This window comes from Desulfoluna butyratoxydans (assembly GCF_900699765.1).
GTDB lineage: Bacteria > Desulfobacterota > Desulfobacteria > Desulfobacterales > Desulfolunaceae > Desulfoluna > Desulfoluna butyratoxydans.
In genome coordinates, this window is the sequence record NZ_CAADHO010000006.1 from 305,533 (window position 1) to 321,590 (window position 16,058).

Sequence of the window (16,058 nt, forward strand, 5' to 3'; positions counted from 1 at the left end):
CTATTTGGTGTGTCCGGTTCATAAGAGAGACGGTGTTCATGGTGTTTCAAATACCCATTTTAGTCGGTGTTTCAGGTTGATGCACTCTTCAGTAACAGAGTGCGAGTTTTGCGGCGTAAAGATGACATGTCCGAGGACCCAGCTGTCGTAATCCTCCGGGGGGAGGTTGATGATGTCTCCGAGTGTTTTTGTCAAATGGAGGGCCCTTACCCTGGGGTCGCTGAGCAGGGGAGCCGACACGATTCCGGAGATGCGTCCCTTTTGGGTGGCATGGAGACGAAGTCCTGCCACAGGGGACTCAGGGGGCCGGAACGTGGGGATGCGGCATTGTCCGTCTGCAGCATCCAGGGCCAGGGTAAGGGTATCGATGCCCAAAGCGTTTCGGATCAGCCAGGGCAGGCAGTCCCCTCCGGGGCGTGGGGTCATTTCCAGGAGCAGAGGGCCTTTTTCTGTAAGGATAAAGTCGACCATGGCGATGCCCGATGTCAGGCCGAGGGTGTGCGCTGCTTTGGTAAAAAGTGCTTCCAGTTCGGAACGTTTCAGGCGTTCTGGAATTCGGTCCTGCAGAAGATAGGCCATGGCGGTTCCAAAAGGGAGCGCCGGGTCCCGGAGTTTTTCCGTCAACCGGATGATCTGTGCCTTTTGTGGAGACAGGAGAAGGTCGCAGCTGAACTCAGGCCCCGCCGCAAAGGCCTCCCCGAGGATGCACGCTTCCGAGGGGGGGCGGCGCATGGCATAAAGCGGATCTGCATGCCGTTTGGAGAGGCCCCGGGCAATGCATTGAAAGGCGCGTCTCCTTGATGGCGCGTCCGTGCAGTAAAAAACCAACTCACTGCCGGACCCGAAGGCGGGTTTGAGTACCGCCGGGGTATGGGCAAAGCAGTCCGAGGCCTGGCATGGACCGGTTAAAGCATGCATCTCCGGTGTGGGTAGACCTGCATGTTTCCACACTCTCCGCGTGGCGATTTTGTTTCGGCAAATGCAAACAGCCTCCGGTGATGGAAACGTAAGTCCCAGGGCTTTGGCCAGGCGGGCTGCCGGAAGCAGAGACTCACAGTCGAAGGCAACCACACCGGAGAGGGTTTGGCCCCAACGCTTCAGGTGTGTGGTAAGGCTCGCCAGCGTGGTGGCTGTGTCACTCATGTCCTCGAGAATCTCTTCGTTTGAAAGTGGCGGCGTTTCCGTTGCGCCATGGCGAAGGTGGGGACGGGTGAGAAAAAGAGCCTGGCCAGGCCGGGACGTGCGGATCCAGTCCACATAGTCCGGTGTCGTTCCTACCACAAGGGTTCGCTGATCTTTATGCACTGAGGGGCTCCCTTTTCTGTAAGTCTTCTTTCCTCAGGCTCGACAGGGCGTACAGGGGGCGTGGGGTCAGGTGGAATCTTTCTTTCCAGTTAAAGTCTCCGCAGAGAAAATCCACTTCGCGCAGATGGGTTCGGCAGGCCCAGTCCATGTGATAAAGGTTGATCGCCTTGGCGATGCCTGGATAGTCGGGGTGAGTTCCTCCGGCCAGGACCACATACTGATCCTTCCAGAGGGCCGCCATGTCCACGGCTGCGATGTTGCCTTCGACACAAAGGGTCACCACACGCAGGAGGCCCTGGATTTTCAACCAGGTGGCCAGGCTTTTAAAGGCGTTGAGGAATCTCGGGTCGGAGAAGTAGGAAGAGGCTCCGAATCGTTCTCTGTTCATGGAAAACAGTGTGTCAAGATCCTCAAAACGGTCAAGGTGTAAGGTGAGGCCCCTTCGGGCAAAACCGGAGAGCTCTTTTGCCATGTTTTTGAGAGACTTGGTCGAAAATCCCCGCAAATGGTTTTCCACATGAAAACCAGAGGTCCCCGGGTAAAAAAGGTACCCTGTGTCGTCCTTATGAATCAAAGGGAGCAGGCCTGTTATGGATGGGGGCAGGAGATAGTTCAGGTTCACCTCTCCGGGTGCCGATTCCAGCATGGCCTGCCACACGGTGTGTGAGTCGGCAGTAATCCGGTTTTGTTCAAGCCATGTTTTGCCGCCCCAGGTCTCCCCGGGGAAGTAGACATAGCGGTCCGCTTCAGGTTCGTGGCACAAGGGCAGAAATCCCAGGGTTTTGTGGCCGTCCCGAGCGTGGATGAAGCACAGCGGATGCTTGAAGTGATGGGCAAAGGCCCAGCGCACGGGCCAGAGGTCGAAAAAAGAGTCGTTGGGCGTGCAGTGCTCCCAGAGGCTCCTGCATGTACGGGGATCTGTTACGGTATCGATGGTGATCATGGTGCCTCGTTAAAAAGCATACGATCCCCTTCTCTGGTTCTGAAGGGGACCGAAGGATCAATGTCTGTAGGTGACGTTGAGGCGGCTGCTGATGCCACCGAAAAAATGTTGGGCAAATTGCCGTACCGTTTCCGGTGGGTAAGGTTTGCAGCTGAATACATCCAGGTAGACAGTGTTCGTCAGGTTGGCGAAATGCCCTGATATCAGAGACGTTTCAATGAGCTGCGTCATGGAGAATCCGGCCACTTTTTCATCTTCACCAAAGTGGATAACCTGGGTTTTTCCAAATCGTTTCATTTCGATGAGGTCGCATAATTCTACCACAAATCGCCGGATGGCATCCGCATCCCGGATGATCTCCGGAGTGCAGTCATAAATGTCGATGGCTGAGGCCATGCCCCAGAATGTTTCCGGGGGGTATGTGGATGTTGCCATGGAAAACAGTATCCTTGTTGAGGTTGTTGATCGTCAGTGCCAGTCCGCATCGTCATAGGAGATGTTTTTTCTGGATTCCGGGTAGGGCCGCTTTTTCATTTTTTCTCTAAAAAAGGCGTCCTCGCGTTCTTCAGCTTCCCATTGTTTTCGTTTTCTTTTTTCATCACTCTTTCTTCGGGGGGCCTTGTCATTTTTCATGATGTTGTCTCTTTGAACATGTAAAAAGTGGAATGGTTCTTTCCGGGTTTTCAGCCAGCATTAGCAGAATGTGTGCCAGGGAAAGGGTTGGGCTGATTTTTCTTTTGTTTCAGGGTGGTTGGCGCGGCGTGGCCGGGCCTGGGTTGGCTGTCTTGAGATTATATTTCGGTATATATTTACCTGTATTGGAAAATACGGTAATGAAGTACCTTTACGGATGGCCTTACAAGGCTTTTTAGGCTTACTATTACCGATTAATTGTGGGTTGCCTGTGGTAAAGCCACGTGGGAGGGAGGCGACATGTTGATGCGGCTGGTATTGGCTGTCCAGAATCGCAAGGTTCAGCGGTATGTAATGGCTAACCTTGAGGGGGGGGATGTTCAGGTTCGCCCTGTGGAGGGAAAACGACAGGCATGGGAGCGCGTAGTGCGAAGTTGTGGGGACATCGTTGTGATTCATCGCAGCTTGATTCCCAAGCCGGAAGAAGCGGGGATCTCGCTTCTCAACAACTTGCCGGAAAAACCCACCACCGTGATTTTGCATGAATCCGATACCCCTGAAGCGTATGCCGGTCTTGTGGCCCAGGGGGCGGATGTGGTGTTGCATGCGGACGTGGGGCTGGACAAGCTTCTGGAAGCCATTGAAGGGGTTCTTGAATCACGACGGCAACTGAACAGGGGAGACCAGCTTGATCGGCGGGGCCGTATAAGGCCTGTGATCACTGATTTTACTTCTGCAAACCATGAGATGCGATTGTTTGTGGACGAGGTCCTTCAGGTGGCGTCAAGTGACTCTCTTTTGTTGATTCTCGGGGAGACCGGTGTGGGCAAAGAGCATCTGGCCCGGGCCATCCACGCGGAAAGCCTCCGATCTTCAGGTCCCTTTGTCTCTGTCAACACCGCGGCCTTGCCGGATAACTTGTTGGAAAGCGAGCTTTTCGGTCATGAGCAGGGTGCTTTTACCGGGGCCGTACGAGCGCGGAGGGGGGCCTTTGAACTGGCCCATGGGGGCACCATTTTTCTTGATGAGATCGGGGAAATGCCCCTGCAACTCCAGGCAAAGCTCCTTAGGGTGTTGCAGGATTTCGAGATCGTCCCCCTGGGTGGTGAGCGCCCCATCTGGGTTGATGTGCGGGTTATCGCAGCCACCAACAGAGACCTGGAGGAGGCTGTTCGGGAGGGGCATTTTCGAAAGGATCTTTACTATCGTCTCAGCGTGGTGAGTCTCACCATTCCACCGTTGAGACGCCGTCGGGAAGATATCCCGGGCCTGGTGATCAAGTTCATGGATATTTTGAGGAAAAGGGTGGGGCGCGACATCCGGGGTGTGTCGGGTGGTGCCCTTGATGCCCTGTGTCAGTACGGCTGGCCGGGAAACGTCCGTGAGCTGATGAATGTTCTTGAGCGTGGGATGCTGTTGTGCCGTACAGGCATGATTGAACTGGAGGACCTGCCCATGACCCTTCGCAGCGTTGTTACCTCAGGGGCCTTTTTCGGTGAGGAGGGCGCGATACCGGCGTCGTGGGAGGGGAAAACCCTGGGGGAGGTCAAGCAGGAGGTCCTTGAACAGGTGGAGCGTCTTTACCTCAGCGCGGCCCTTAAAAAAACCAGGGGACGTGTCGGGGAGGCCGCAACCCTGGCAGGTGTCCATCCACGGGGCCTCTACGGGACCATGAAGCGCCTGGGGTTAAAAAAGGAAGCCTTTAAAAAGGTGTAACAAGGGGCATTGAGAAAGAATGTCCTCAAGCATGACGCACATGAAGGAAGAGAGAAACGGTTGGGTACACAAAGAGAGCTCAGGCAAGACATGGTAACAGATACACAGACCCATTCCGGGCATGAACAGCCGGAGGAGAGCGATTTTTTTGCTCCGCCCCCGGAGCATATCGGCGAGATCCTTTCGGCCCACACCTCTCTTAAGAGGGGGGATACGCCACAAGGGTGGGGCAGACGCCTGGCCACTGCCCTCGTCAGCACAGGGGTGGGGGCGCTTTTGGGGTACGGCCTTGCACGGGGGCTTGACCTGCCTCCTTGGGAGGGCCCTTTTTTTCTGTGGGTCACGGCGGGGCTTATCCTCGGTTTTTTGCTTGGCATGGACCACGGGGTGTTCCGGGGAACCTGCACCTATGTGGGAAGTCAGGGGCTTGCGGAATATACCCTGAAAGGAAGCCGGTGTGCTGTCCCCAAGGAAAAAAAGTTGCGCTTTGACGAGGTGTGCTCCCTCCATGTAGACAAGACGGAGAACTACGGCGGGCTTATCTACCGGGACACCTCCTTTGACTTTGCGTGGAAGGACAGAACAGGCGCCATCCGCTATCGGATTGCAGGGGCGTACACCAAGAAAGGCGGGAGCCCCGACGACCCCGGTCACCTTTACTACTACGGCATGGCAGCCGAAGATGCCTGGAACTCCTATGAGCTGGACAGGATGCTGCTGGTCCTTGAAAACGGTGGGAACATTCCTTTTCAGGTCAAGGACCTGACCATCGAACTCGGCCTCGGCCATCTGAATATCTATGAGGGGCAGAGGCGATTGAAGCTGGATGTCGCCCATATCAGCTCTATCAGCCTGAGCCGGGGGATCATCACCGTTCACAGCAGCAAGCCCCAAGCCAGGGGATGGTTCTCTTCGTCAGGTAAGGACGGCTCCTTGTCCTTTGATTACGACGACATGCCCAACGCGACCCTGTTTTTCTGGCTGGTGAAAACCCTTGCAGAAGGTGGCTCTGACAGCGGTTAACCGTTTGTCTGAGGACATTATTCAGCTCAAAAAAAACTCCGACGGCCCTGTCGGGGCCAAACGTTTGGGCTGCCTTGGCCAAGGGCTACGGCGCGACAGAAACGTTTTTGCGGAGCTTTTTTCAAAAAGCGACCCGCCGGAGGCATCGCTGAACAGTGACGGCGTTCTTACTTTTGTTGCCAGATATAAAACGGCTCCCTGAAGGCAATCCAGTCCTGGGGGCCGTGTTGTTTGATGGTTCGGATATTTTTTTTGGGCATCTCTCCGCACCTGGGTTCCAGCAGGTCAAATTTGTCGCAGGCGTCCACCTCGTCACACTCCCAGCACCCTTCGTATTTCCTTGAGAGACAGCACTCCATGATTTTACAGGGTGTCCCCGAGCACCCGCCTCCCACCCGACAGGGCTTTTTGCACCCGGATTCCGCCAGGGCGTCTAAGACCTCCGAGAACTCGTTGTAATGAGAAAAACTGGCCCCGAAGGGCGAGTCCACGGCCGCGTATTTGTGGAAGGCCACCTTTTCGAGTTCTTCTTTCAGGTGCTGCGCATGGGCTTCGAACCGGTTGTGGTAGCGGATGCAGTCCGGGCAATAGATGCCGCAATAGGCCGTTTCTGCGAGCCCGCCGGTGAGCCAGTGGATGTAGCTGGCGTAGGCGGCTTCATGAAAGTTGAGGGAGGCAGGGTTCATGAATCCGTGGAGATATTGAGAGCGGTGCACCCGGACGTTTTTTTTGCTGGAAAGGGCTTCGGCAAGCTCGGCCACCGAAAAGCTGGGCTCTTCTCTGGCAAAGACGAGGTCCGTGGGCACCACCGGGTTAATGGCGCGCCAATTCCTGATTTGCGATCCGTAGAAGCAGACCACACGACGGACTTTGTCTGGGGAAACCGTTTCAGAGAGGCGCCAGGCGGCCGAGGCCCCCGCGCTGAACCCGATGAGGGTCACAGGGCCGGGTGATTCATCGATCTTTTTTGAGAGGATCTCACAATAACGATCCAGGCCGATATTCTCGGTGAAGTACTGGTAGGCGGCGGATTCTTCTTTGAATTCCATGAAAAGGCCGCAGTAGGGATCAACAATTTCAAAGGTGCCGGGGAGCTCGTTGCCGAGCTCCGTTACGTCCGGTGTTTTTCCAAAAATATCCGACACAAGGATGTTTCTCATAACGTCGCGGTTTCCTTTGCTGGGGTGGTCTCCCGCCGTTCCGGTTTTTTTGCGATGACCTGGAAGATGGTGGCCTTGTTCCCGTTCATGGTGGCAACCTCAATGGTTTGTTCCTCAAGGAGCTCAAAGGAGGAGAGGAGTTCATGGATCCAGGGCATGGCATGGTGCCGGACCACGGCGCCCTCGGGAAGCCCGAAGACGCCGTACTGTCCGTAGTCGGCTTCGTACTGCCGGTATCTGGCGGTATTTCTTTCGTCGTTTTGCAGTGGGTAATCGCTGAGGTAGAGGACGCCTCCGGGGCGAAGGACCCGGAAGATTTCTGCCATCACCTGTTTCTGGCCTGCGTCTGTGGGGATGCAGGTCAGGACCGCCATAAGGGTGCACGCGGAAAACGAGTGCTCGGGGAAGGGCAGGGTTTCGGCGTCGCTATGCCGCAGGTCAAGGGCCGGGTTTGCAGCAAGGCCCCGCTTGATCATGGCACGGGAGATGTCCACCCCGGTGACGTTGCGATATCCGTTTTCCGCCAGCTCGGCGCAGGTTCGTCCGTAGCCGCAGCCGTAGTCGAGGATTTTTTCATCCGGGCGCACCCAGGTTCGGAGTGTGTCGATATCGACGGGGTGGGAAAAGGTTTTTTTTGAGGCAACGCTGTCCCAGTAGGTTGTCTGAACGTCAAGTGGGTTCATGGCTTTTTTCCTTACGCATGGGATGGGTCATAGCAAACCTTTGTCATTCAGGTTTCTGTGGGATAGGACTATAATATTTATGGCCCATGGAGAATTATTGGGTTTGTCCCGGCGTCTTTCATCCAGAGAGATTAAGACTAAGACAAGGAGGTACCGTGAGTCCCACCGACCACTATCGTTCCCTGGAGCGTATGTATGCCGCCGCCCCGTTGAACAAGGCATTTTATCACCCGACCATGACCGTGGAAGAGGGCAGGGCAACCATTGAGATGGTGCTTGCCGAGCATCACCATCACTCAGGCGGTGCCGCCCATGGCTCTGTTTACTTCAAGATGCTGGACGACGCCGCATTTTTCGCGGCCAACTCCCTTGAGCACGAAACCTTTGTCCTGACGAGCTCCTTTACCACCTATCTGCTGAGGCCCGTTGTGCAGGGTACTTTACGCTCCGAAGGCCGTGTGGTCAATATCGGGAAGACTCAGTTTGTTGCAGAATCTGTCCTTTATGATGAAAAGGGGCGGGAAGTGGGCAGGGGAAACGGGGTGTTTGTCAAGGGCAGGACGCCCCTTGCGGAGGCCACCGGGTATGCTCCGCCGATCCCATGAGGCTGGAAGTTTTACTCAGGATCTGTTTGTTGAACTTTTTAAACGTTTAGCCCCCGGCAGGGCCGCCGGAGGCATGCCTTGGAGATCCACCGACATGTCAGGGATGGGCAATGTGAGCCATCAGAGGTAATCCAGGGAAACCCCCTTGAGACGAGCCGCCAGTGTCGAGCCCACCATGGCAAGGCATTCCATGTCCAGGTAGGCGGACGCATCTTGTTGAAACAGCAGGGTGGCCTGGGCCGGGAAGTCCTCGTCGGCATCGTTGAAGAGGAGGACCACCGGGATCCGGGGCAGGGCCTGGAAGCGAAAGGCAAGTTCGCATGAGACATCCGTGGCAAAGGGCTGGCCGCCGAAGGCACGGCATTGCTTCTCCAATGCCTCAACGGCTCCTTCGAAATGGGTGGCGATGGGTTGCGACGCTGTGTTCCTGAATCCTCCCACATAGGGTGCGGCATCTTTGAAGTCCTTGTATGTTACCAAGGAGTCATCCTGGGGGGCATTTTCGGGGCACAGAAGCAGGTATTTGGAGAGAAGGACCCATGTGATGTGATTGGCCTCCTGGCCCGCTTCATCGGATATGGCATGGGGGGTGATGGTGTGCGTCCGGCCGAAAAACGGGATGTGCCATGTGTTATCGTCGGCGGTGATGCCCAGCGTTTCGGCGATGTCCGGGGCCCCTTCAAGGGCCTCTACCTGACGGAGATAATCCTTTTTGATCTGGTCAAATACGGGAGCCTTTTCAGCCATGGTAATGCCTCCGATTGCTCTGTAAAAGGTGTCTTAAAGCCATGATTGTCGGTGTGCTTCTGCCATGGGGCGCGTCTTCCTTAAGGTGAGGATGTCTTGCTTAATTACGAATAGTTATCACAAGGCCCTGGTGGGGGCAAGGCATGTGGGGCAGGGGGCGGAGATATCTTTTCTTTTTTTGACTTCATGTTTGATTCAATATCTTTTGTTGTGTAGTGTAGATATTTAATTCAGGGCCATGCCAAGAACAAATTACACATGATGAGATCACTCCATAAGTCCTCAGCATGCTTTTTTGATCGTTGCTTCGAGATGTAACGAATATGAGGCGGAATATCGTTATGTATTGATATTTTGGGGCATAGCCCTTGTGGTGGGCTCAGATAATTAATGGGGCGCGCCCGGAGGGAGAAAAAAGTCGAGCAGAAAACGGTGAAAGATATTTTTGAAAAGGACGACGAGGTCTCCATGAACTTATTTGACGAATTGCGCGTTGCCTTAGGGCAACAAATAAGCGGACACCAGCTTTCAGGTCAGCGGATCCAGGTAAGATGCAAGGCCCTTTCGGCCAAAGAGGCCATCGGAACCCCCGAACACGATGACTACCCCATCATCAAGGGCAGGGAGGTGATGGTGGAGGCGGAGTTCGGCGGTGCCAGGGGCCAGGCCTTTGCCGATGCGTACGAACAGGCCGATTACTCGGTGGACGACCTCATGACCATGCCCCTTAACTCCAACAGCAAACGGGCCAGTTTTGTGGCGGGGCTCAACGCGGTGTACCGGTACCTGAACGTCTGCGAGAAAACAGTACACTGCAGAGACGCCGAACCCCTGGAGTGTGCAGGCCATGTGGCAGAAGCCATAACCCCGGGCCAAAAGGTGCTCCTTGTGGGGCACCAGCCCCGGTTCCTTGAAAACCTTGCCGCTCAATGCAACGTCCGGGCCGTGGACATGGATGAAGGCAATATAGGCACCGCGTTTTCCGGGGTCGTCATCGAACCACCGGAGGTGACGGAAGAGGCCATTTCCTGGTGCGATACGATTTTTGCCACGGGTTCGACCCTGGTCAACGGCTCCCTGCCGACATTCCTGAACCGGGGCAAGCCCGTTGTGTTTTACGGAGTTACTGTTTCGGCGGCAGCCAGGATACTCAATCTGAAGACCTACTGCCGGTGCGGCCATTGAAACGGTTGACGCTGCTTTGACGTGATATGTGGTACGCCCCCCCATCCCTACGTTTCTTGTACGTATCAAACTTGTTAGGAGAGCATGGTGATGGCGTTTTTACGGTGTGAACTGGTTAGGCGTGTCTTGTGCTATTTTTTCATGGTGTTCTGTATCGCCGGAATGGTCCCTTTTCAAGGGGTGTGCGGTATCAACCCGGCTATGAAGATTCTTGTTCATGAGGTCCTTCCGGAAGGCGTGGCGGGCATAAAAAGAGCCCACGCCGTTGCATCCTTCGGCGTTCCCTTAGACAGGTCAAATGGTGCTCGATCCATCGGCGAATTGGGCCTTGTGGGGGCATCCGATTATCAATTCCGAGTGCTTCACAGGTACCCCGACGGCGCCATTCAGTGGGTGCTTGTGGATACCCTGGCGTCTGTCGAGGCAGGTGGGAACAAGACGATCTGGCTTACCAACGGTTCCGGCAACAGTGCAGGGCCCCATCTTGCCGTGGATGGGCCTGATAGCATTACGGTGAATACGGGTACTGCCCGGTTTGTGGTCAGGAAGAATCATTACAATGTGTTTGACTCCGTGGTTGTGGAAGGGACCCCGTTTATACAGGGTACGGGTGGGATTACGGCCGTCAGCGGATCAACCCGCTACTCATCGGCCCTGGATAATGATTCCACGGCAGTGATCGAAGAGAACGGCCCCGTTAAAACGGTGATCCGCTGTGACGGGCACCTTATGCCTGAAAGCGGGCCGTGGCTTTTCGGCTACACCATGCGCATGTATTTTTACAAGAACACCGGCCGAGTAAGGCTTGACCTGATCATCAAAAACGCTGAGATAGCTTCCTATTCGGTGAAGATCTTCGAGTCCCTTCGCATTGAGCTGCCCACCACGGTCTCTGCCCCCAGCTATCTTTTTTCCACCGGTCCGGGGACGGAATCCCACGGCCCCATCAACGAAACCGCATACCTGTACCAGGCCTACAGCAGCCACAAGTATATCCAGTACCTGGGGGGCGCCTCCATGCTTCGGGAACGCCTGGTGCCCGACACGGGCCTGAAGGTCGCCAACGGAGGGGCTGTGATCCACTCCCTCGGGGATGAGACCCACCACAGCGAAGGGTTCGCGGCCATATATTCGACAGAAAAGCAGATCAACTGCGGGATCCGAAATCTTTACGGTATGTGGCCGGCTGGGTTCACCATGGAGGATGACGGTGATCTGTTCATTGATATCTTCAGTCCGTGGAACTCAAAAGATGATATCGGGTTCGCCTTTTTTGCCCATGACAAACGGCAGGTGATGTTGGAGTTTTCGAAAGAGGAGGATGCCCCGTTACCGAGAGAGACCTTTTACGCCATACAATACCCCTTGACCGGGAGGGCGGCATTTCAACACTACAGGGACACCGGAGCCGTCTATTACGAAAAGAGACTGGCGACCCATGAAGAGACGCGGAGGTTCCTGGCCGAGATCGGGCTGGGAAACTATGAGATGGCCAATGTGGACAGCATACGCAGGTATTATCATTGGGGGCAGGCCGGAGGCGATAATCAGTATGATGTCAATTTGTGCCAGTACCTTCACTATTTGCAGACCGGTAACGGCGGGGCGTTTCTGGCTGCCCAGAACATGGACCATCATAAAATGTTCGGGTCGACACGGCATGCGGATGATTTTGATTTCTATGTTGACGGCCCTGAGCTTTTTCCCAATGTAAATACGGTCATACCACCGGAGCAGGAGGAGCTGTCATTTAATTACAAGCCCTTCGACAGAGAGCATTCTCATGATATCTCCGTCCCCATTGGCTATTTCCTTACAGGGGATGAGTCGTTCATGGACGGGTGGAAAGACCACGGGGAGTATACGCTCTACGATCAGGGCTCCGGCAAAGGGGCTGTAGGGAGTTATTACGATGGGACCACTTACATGGGGTATCCCCGCGTGTTTTCGAGGGCGCTTAGGCGTGCCGGCGCCTTCGGTCTCTATGCAAGTACGGATGTGTGGCGGGAGAAGATTTATCGCATTGTCCGTAATTTTATGAGCATGAGAGCAACGCCTTTAGACATCGACCAGAACGGATGGGATCTGGATCGTGGTTTTTTTTACATGAGCAAAGCCGGAAACTGTCCGGAGGGCCGCAGATGTAACAAGGTGTTCATGGCATACGATATCTTTCCGAATTCGTTCTGGACGTATCAACCTGAAAACTTCGACGATCCTTTGATGTATGAAGACTTTCGGGACTATCTTTTAGGGGACGCTTACCATTGCCTGAGAGAGATCATTCCGCTGGAGCATCAGGTCTACATATTGTCCCTGGATCTCGCCAATGAGTCCGATGATAGTGGGGAGTATCCCTTTTCTTTCCTGATGGCCTTAGGGTACGAGATGACCGGGGACGACGCTTTTCTGGTTCAGTGTAAATCCCATTATAAGAGGATGCTGGTGGTCCAAAGCAAAGAGCGGGTCTACTCCCCCTATTCGTCAAAATTTATCTACGATTACTACAATCGGAACGTTGTCGCAGGTTATGTGGCCCCTTTGGGTAACGGTCGCGTGGACATGGGAAATTCCAGCGCGGCTTCCGTTGCGCGCCAGGGCTCCGTCTACACCCTCACGTGGAATGCTCCCATGGACGGGCTCCAGGGGTACCAGATCAAGGTTGCTCCGGTGCCCATGGTGGAAAACCTCAACTTCAACCAGGTGACCCGAAACTACCAATACGACCCGGACATGTATGATAACTACTGGGCCGCACTGAACGTGGCCAATGAGCCGACCCCAAAGCAGAAAAAGGGAGACGCCGAATCCGTCTCTGTGGACGTTGCGCAGGTCATCAGCGCGTATAATGCCAGATATGGCTTGTCTGAGGGCGACCCTGCCTACCGTTCGTACGATCCTGGGACCGATTATTATTTCGCAGTGAAGTACAATAAAGTGGTCCCTGCTGCCTACGCAGAGACAATTCCCTCGCTTCCCTGTCCGTAAAGGGCAAAGCGTAAGCGCAATGGCAATGGCAATATGCTTTATTTAGGTGCCCCCCATCCCTACGTTTCTTATACGTATCAAACTTGTTAGGAGTGCATGGTGATGGCGTTGTTACGGTGTGAACTGGTGAGGCGTGTCTTGTGCTGTTTATTCATGGTGCTTTGTATCGCCGGAATGGCTCCTTTTCAAGGGGTGTGCGGTATTAATCCGGCTGTTAAGATTCTTGTTCATGAGGTCCTTCCGGAAGGCGTGGAGGGCATAAAAAGAGCCCAGGCAATTGCATCCTTCGGCGTCCCCCTGGACAGGTCAGATGGTGTTCGATCCATCGGTGAGTTGGGTCTTGTGGGGGCATCCGATTATCAATTTCGAGCGCTTCACAGGTACCCCGACGGCACCATTCAGTGGGTGCTTGTGGATACCCTGGCGTCTGTTGAGGCAGGCGGCAACAAGGCAATCTGGCTTACCAACGGTTCCGGCAACAGTGCAGGGCCTCACCTTGCCGTTGACGGGCCTGATCATATTACGGTGAATACGGGCGCTGCCCGGTTTGTGGTCAGGAAGAAGCGTTACAACGTATTTGATTCCGTGGTTCTGGGCGGTACATCGTATGTGCGAAATACAGGGGGCATTACGGCCGTCAGCGGGATAACCCGCTACTCTTCGGCCCTGGATGACGATTCCACGGCAGAGATCGAAGAGAACGGCCCCGTTAAAGCGGTGATCCGCTGTGATGGGCACCTTCTGCCTGAAAGCGGGCCGTGGCTTTTCGGCTACACCATGCGCATGTATTTTTACAAGAACACCGGCCGAGTCCGGCTTGACCTGATCATCAAAAACGCTGAGATAGCTTCCTATTCGGTGAAGATCTTCGAGTCCCTTCGCATTGAGCTGCCCACCACGGTCTCTGCCCCCAGCTATCTTTTTTCCACCGGTCCGGGGACGGAATCCCATGGCCCCATCAACGAAACCGCATACCTGTACCAGGGCTACAGCAGCCACAAATATATCCAGTACATTGGCGGCGCCTCCAAGCTCCGGGAGCGCCTGGTCCCTGATACGGGCCTTGAAGTCGCCAACGGAGGGGCGGTGATCCACCCCCTCGGGGACGAGACCCACCACAGCGAAGGGTTCGCGGCCATGTACTCGTCAGAAAAGCAGATCAACTGCGGGATCCGAAATCTTTACGGCATGTGGCCGGCTGGGTTCACCATGGAGGAAGACGGCGATCTGTTCATTGATATCTTCAGTCCGTGGAACTCAAAAGATGATATCGGGTTCGCCTTTTTTGCCCATGACAAACGGCAGGTGGTGCTGGAGTTTTCGAAAGAGGAGGATGCCCCGTTACCGAGAGAGACCTTTTACGCCATACAATACCCCTTGACCGGGCGAGCGGCATTTCAACACTACAGGGACACCGGGGCCATCTATTACGAAAAGAGGCTCGCGACCCATGAAGAGACGCGGAGGTTTCTTGCCGAGATCGGGCTGGAAAACTATGAGATTTCCAATGTGGACAGCATGCGCAGGTATTATGTCTGGGGGCAGTCCGGAGGCTCCAATCAGTATGATGTGAATTTGTGTCAGTACCTTCACTACCTGCAGACCGGCAACGGTGGGGCGTTTCTGGCTGCCCAGAACATGGACCACCATAAAATGTTCGGATCAACACGGTATTCGGATGATTTTGATTTCTATGCTGACGGTCCTGACCTTTTTACCAATGTAAATAAAGTCATACCACCCGATCAAGAGAAGCTGGCATTTAATTATAAGTCTATTGAAAGGGAGCATTCCCATGACATCTCCGTGCCCATTGGCTATTTCCTTACAGGGGATGAGTCGTTCATGGACGGGTGGAAAGACTACGGAGAGTATACGCTCTACGATCAGGGCTCCGGCAAAGGCGCTGTCGGAAGTTATTACGATGGGACCACTTACGTGGGGTATCCCCGCGTGTTTTCGAGGGCGCTCAGGCGTGCCGGAGCCTTTGGCCTCTATGCCAGCAATGATGTGTGGCGGGAGAAGATTTATCGTATTGTTCGGAATTTTATGAGCATGAGGGCAACGCCTTTAGACGTCGACCAGAACGGATGGGACCTGGATCGTGGTTTTTTTTACATGAGCAAAGCCGGAAACTGTCCGGAGGGCCGTAGGTGCAACAAGGTGTTCATGGCATACGATATCTTTCCGAATTCGTTCTGGACGTATCAACCTGAAAATTTCGACGATCCTTTGATGTATGAAGACTTTCGGGACTACCTTTTGGGTGACGCTTACCATTGCTTGCGAGAGATCATTCCTCTGGAGCATCAGGTCTACGTATTGTCCCTGGATCTCACCAATGAGTCTGATGATACTGGGGAGTACCCCCTTTCGTTCCTGATGGCCCTGGGGTACGAGATGACGGGAGACGACGCCTTTCTGGTTCAGTATAAATCCCATTATAAGAGGATGCTGGTGGTCCAAAGCAAAGAGCGGGTCTACTCTCCCTATTCATCAAAATTTATCCATGATTACTACAATCGAAACGTGGTCGCAGGCTATGTCACCCCTGTGGGCAATGGGCGTGTGGATATGGGGAATTCCAGCGCGGCTTCCGTTGCGCGGCAGGGCTCCGTCTACACCCTCACATGGAACGCGCCCATGGATGGGCTTCGGGGGTACCAGCTCAAGGTTGCCCCGGTCCCCATGGTGGAAAACCTCAATTTCAACCAGATGACCCGAACCTACCAATACGACCCGGATATGTACGATAACTACTGGGCAGCGCTGAACGTTGCCAATGAACCGGCACCGAAACAGAAAAGGGGAGACGTGGAGTCCGTCTCTGTGGACGTTGCGCAGGTCATCAGCACGTATAATGCCAGATATGGTCTGTCTGAGGGCGATCCTGCCTACCGTTCCTATGATCCTGGGACCGATTACTATTTTTCAGTGAAGTACAATAAAGTGGTCCCTGCTGATCACGAAAAGGTCATCCCCTTGTTGCCCTGCCCGTAAAGGGGAAAGTGACAACTTATGTTTGGGCGTTGGCTTTCGCCACAGGGTTTCAAGGTGCCCCGCCTTGACG

The 16,058-nt window shown here is 54.6% G+C and carries 13 protein-coding genes; 6 read left to right on the plus strand and 7 right to left on the minus strand.

The features are described from left to right. Window positions 1-36 precede the first annotated feature (36 nt). The 4 genes from MSL71_RS17320 to MSL71_RS17335 are packed head-to-tail and all read right to left on the minus strand — an operon-like array spanning window position 37 to window position 2,881. A complete protein-coding gene (locus MSL71_RS17320) occupies window positions 37-1,305 on the minus strand; it encodes an ATP-grasp domain-containing protein (protein ID WP_180142734.1) in 1,269 nt (422 codons plus the stop codon). Next, window positions 1,298-2,248 carry a GNAT family N-acetyltransferase gene (locus MSL71_RS17325; protein WP_180142736.1) on the minus strand — a complete coding sequence of 317 codons (951 nt, stop codon included), beginning with the start codon at window positions 2,246-2,248 and terminating at the stop codon, window positions 1,298-1,300. The genes MSL71_RS17320 and MSL71_RS17325 overlap by 8 nt, the downstream gene beginning before the upstream one ends. Before the next feature lie 57 nt (window positions 2,249-2,305). After that, complete coding sequence (gene speD, locus MSL71_RS17330) at window positions 2,306-2,683, minus strand: S-adenosylmethionine decarboxylase (protein ID WP_180142738.1); 378 nt, start codon at window positions 2,681-2,683, stop codon at window positions 2,306-2,308. A gap of 33 nt (window positions 2,684-2,716) precedes the next feature. Next, window positions 2,717-2,881: a hypothetical protein gene (locus tag MSL71_RS17335; RefSeq protein WP_180142740.1), complete on the minus strand. Its 165-nt coding sequence runs from the start codon at window positions 2,879-2,881 to the stop codon at window positions 2,717-2,719. Between the two features lie 450 nt (window positions 2,882-3,331). On the opposite strand from MSL71_RS17335, the gene MSL71_RS17340 reads away from it, so the two are divergent. Both MSL71_RS17340 and MSL71_RS17345 read left to right on the plus strand, forming a co-directional pair. Then, entirely contained in the window at window positions 3,332-4,597 is a 1,266-nt protein-coding gene (locus tag MSL71_RS17340; RefSeq protein WP_343052737.1) for a sigma-54 interaction domain-containing protein, read from the plus strand. Between the two features lie 90 nt (window positions 4,598-4,687). Further along, the gene (locus MSL71_RS17345; protein WP_180142744.1) at window positions 4,688-5,620 is read left to right on the plus strand and encodes a hypothetical protein; all 933 of its coding nucleotides are present in this window, start codon (window positions 4,688-4,690) and stop codon (window positions 5,618-5,620) included. Window positions 5,621-5,787: 167 nt separating this feature from the next. Here the strand turns inward: MSL71_RS17345 and MSL71_RS17350 are convergent, their stop codons facing one another. Together MSL71_RS17350 and MSL71_RS17355 are read right to left on the minus strand one after the other, a co-directional pair. Further along, window positions 5,788-6,780 carry a DUF3795 domain-containing protein gene (locus tag MSL71_RS17350; RefSeq protein ID WP_180142746.1) on the minus strand — a complete coding sequence of 331 codons (993 nt, stop codon included), beginning with the start codon at window positions 6,778-6,780 and terminating at the stop codon, window positions 5,788-5,790. Then, on the minus strand, window positions 6,777-7,463 hold the full coding sequence (locus tag MSL71_RS17355; RefSeq protein WP_180142748.1) for a class I SAM-dependent methyltransferase: 687 nt from the start codon (window positions 7,461-7,463) through the stop codon (window positions 6,777-6,779). Before MSL71_RS17355 ends, MSL71_RS17350 begins: the two co-directional genes overlap by 4 nt. Window positions 7,464-7,618: 155 nt before the next feature. On the opposite strand from MSL71_RS17355, the gene MSL71_RS17360 reads away from it, so the two are divergent. Then, complete coding sequence (locus MSL71_RS17360; protein WP_218951066.1) at window positions 7,619-8,068, plus strand: PaaI family thioesterase; 450 nt, start codon at window positions 7,619-7,621, stop codon at window positions 8,066-8,068. A gap of 120 nt (window positions 8,069-8,188) precedes the next feature. On the opposite strand, the gene MSL71_RS17365 is transcribed toward MSL71_RS17360, so the two are convergent. Beyond that, complete coding sequence (locus MSL71_RS17365; protein WP_180142752.1) at window positions 8,189-8,815, minus strand: DUF3786 domain-containing protein; 627 nt, start codon at window positions 8,813-8,815, stop codon at window positions 8,189-8,191. Between the two features lie 432 nt (window positions 8,816-9,247). On the opposite strand from MSL71_RS17365, the gene MSL71_RS17370 reads away from it, so the two are divergent. From MSL71_RS17370 to MSL71_RS17380, 3 genes are all read left to right on the plus strand, one after another. Then, window positions 9,248-10,000 carry a Rossmann-like domain-containing protein gene (locus tag MSL71_RS17370; protein WP_246317818.1) on the plus strand — a complete coding sequence of 251 codons (753 nt, stop codon included), beginning with the start codon at window positions 9,248-9,250 and terminating at the stop codon, window positions 9,998-10,000. Between the two features lie 201 nt (window positions 10,001-10,201). Next, window positions 10,202-12,988 carry an exo-rhamnogalacturonan lyase family protein gene (locus MSL71_RS17375; RefSeq protein WP_180142754.1) on the plus strand — a complete coding sequence of 929 codons (2,787 nt, stop codon included), beginning with the start codon at window positions 10,202-10,204 and terminating at the stop codon, window positions 12,986-12,988. A 249-nt stretch (window positions 12,989-13,237) separates the two neighbouring features. Continuing rightward, window positions 13,238-15,988, plus strand: a complete 2,751-nt coding sequence (locus tag MSL71_RS17380) for an exo-rhamnogalacturonan lyase family protein (protein ID WP_180142756.1) — start codon at window positions 13,238-13,240, stop codon at window positions 15,986-15,988. Window positions 15,989-16,058: the final 70 nt, after the last annotated feature.

What these genes read in the sequence shown, in the direction of transcription:
- speD (WP_180142738.1), bottom strand. Translation starts at nt 2,683, where the DNA reads ATGGCAACATCCACATACCCCCCGGAAACATTCTGGGGCATGGCCTCA.
- MSL71_RS17325 (WP_180142736.1), bottom strand. Translation starts at nt 2,248, where the DNA reads ATGATCACCATCGATACCGTAACAGATCCCCGTACATGCAGGAGCCTC.
- MSL71_RS17355 (WP_180142748.1), bottom strand. Translation starts at nt 7,463, where the DNA reads ATGAACCCACTTGACGTTCAGACAACCTACTGGGACAGCGTTGCCTCA.
- MSL71_RS17345 (WP_180142744.1), top strand. Translation starts at nt 4,688, where the DNA reads ATGGTAACAGATACACAGACCCATTCCGGGCATGAACAGCCGGAGGAG.
- MSL71_RS17335 (WP_180142740.1), bottom strand. Translation starts at nt 2,881, where the DNA reads ATGAAAAATGACAAGGCCCCCCGAAGAAAGAGTGATGAAAAAAGAAAA.
- MSL71_RS17365 (WP_180142752.1), bottom strand. Translation starts at nt 8,815, where the DNA reads ATGGCTGAAAAGGCTCCCGTATTTGACCAGATCAAAAAGGATTATCTC.
- MSL71_RS17375 (WP_180142754.1), top strand. Translation starts at nt 10,202, where the DNA reads ATGAAGATTCTTGTTCATGAGGTCCTTCCGGAAGGCGTGGCGGGCATA.
- MSL71_RS17350 (WP_180142746.1), bottom strand. Translation starts at nt 6,780, where the DNA reads ATGAGAAACATCCTTGTGTCGGATATTTTTGGAAAAACACCGGACGTA.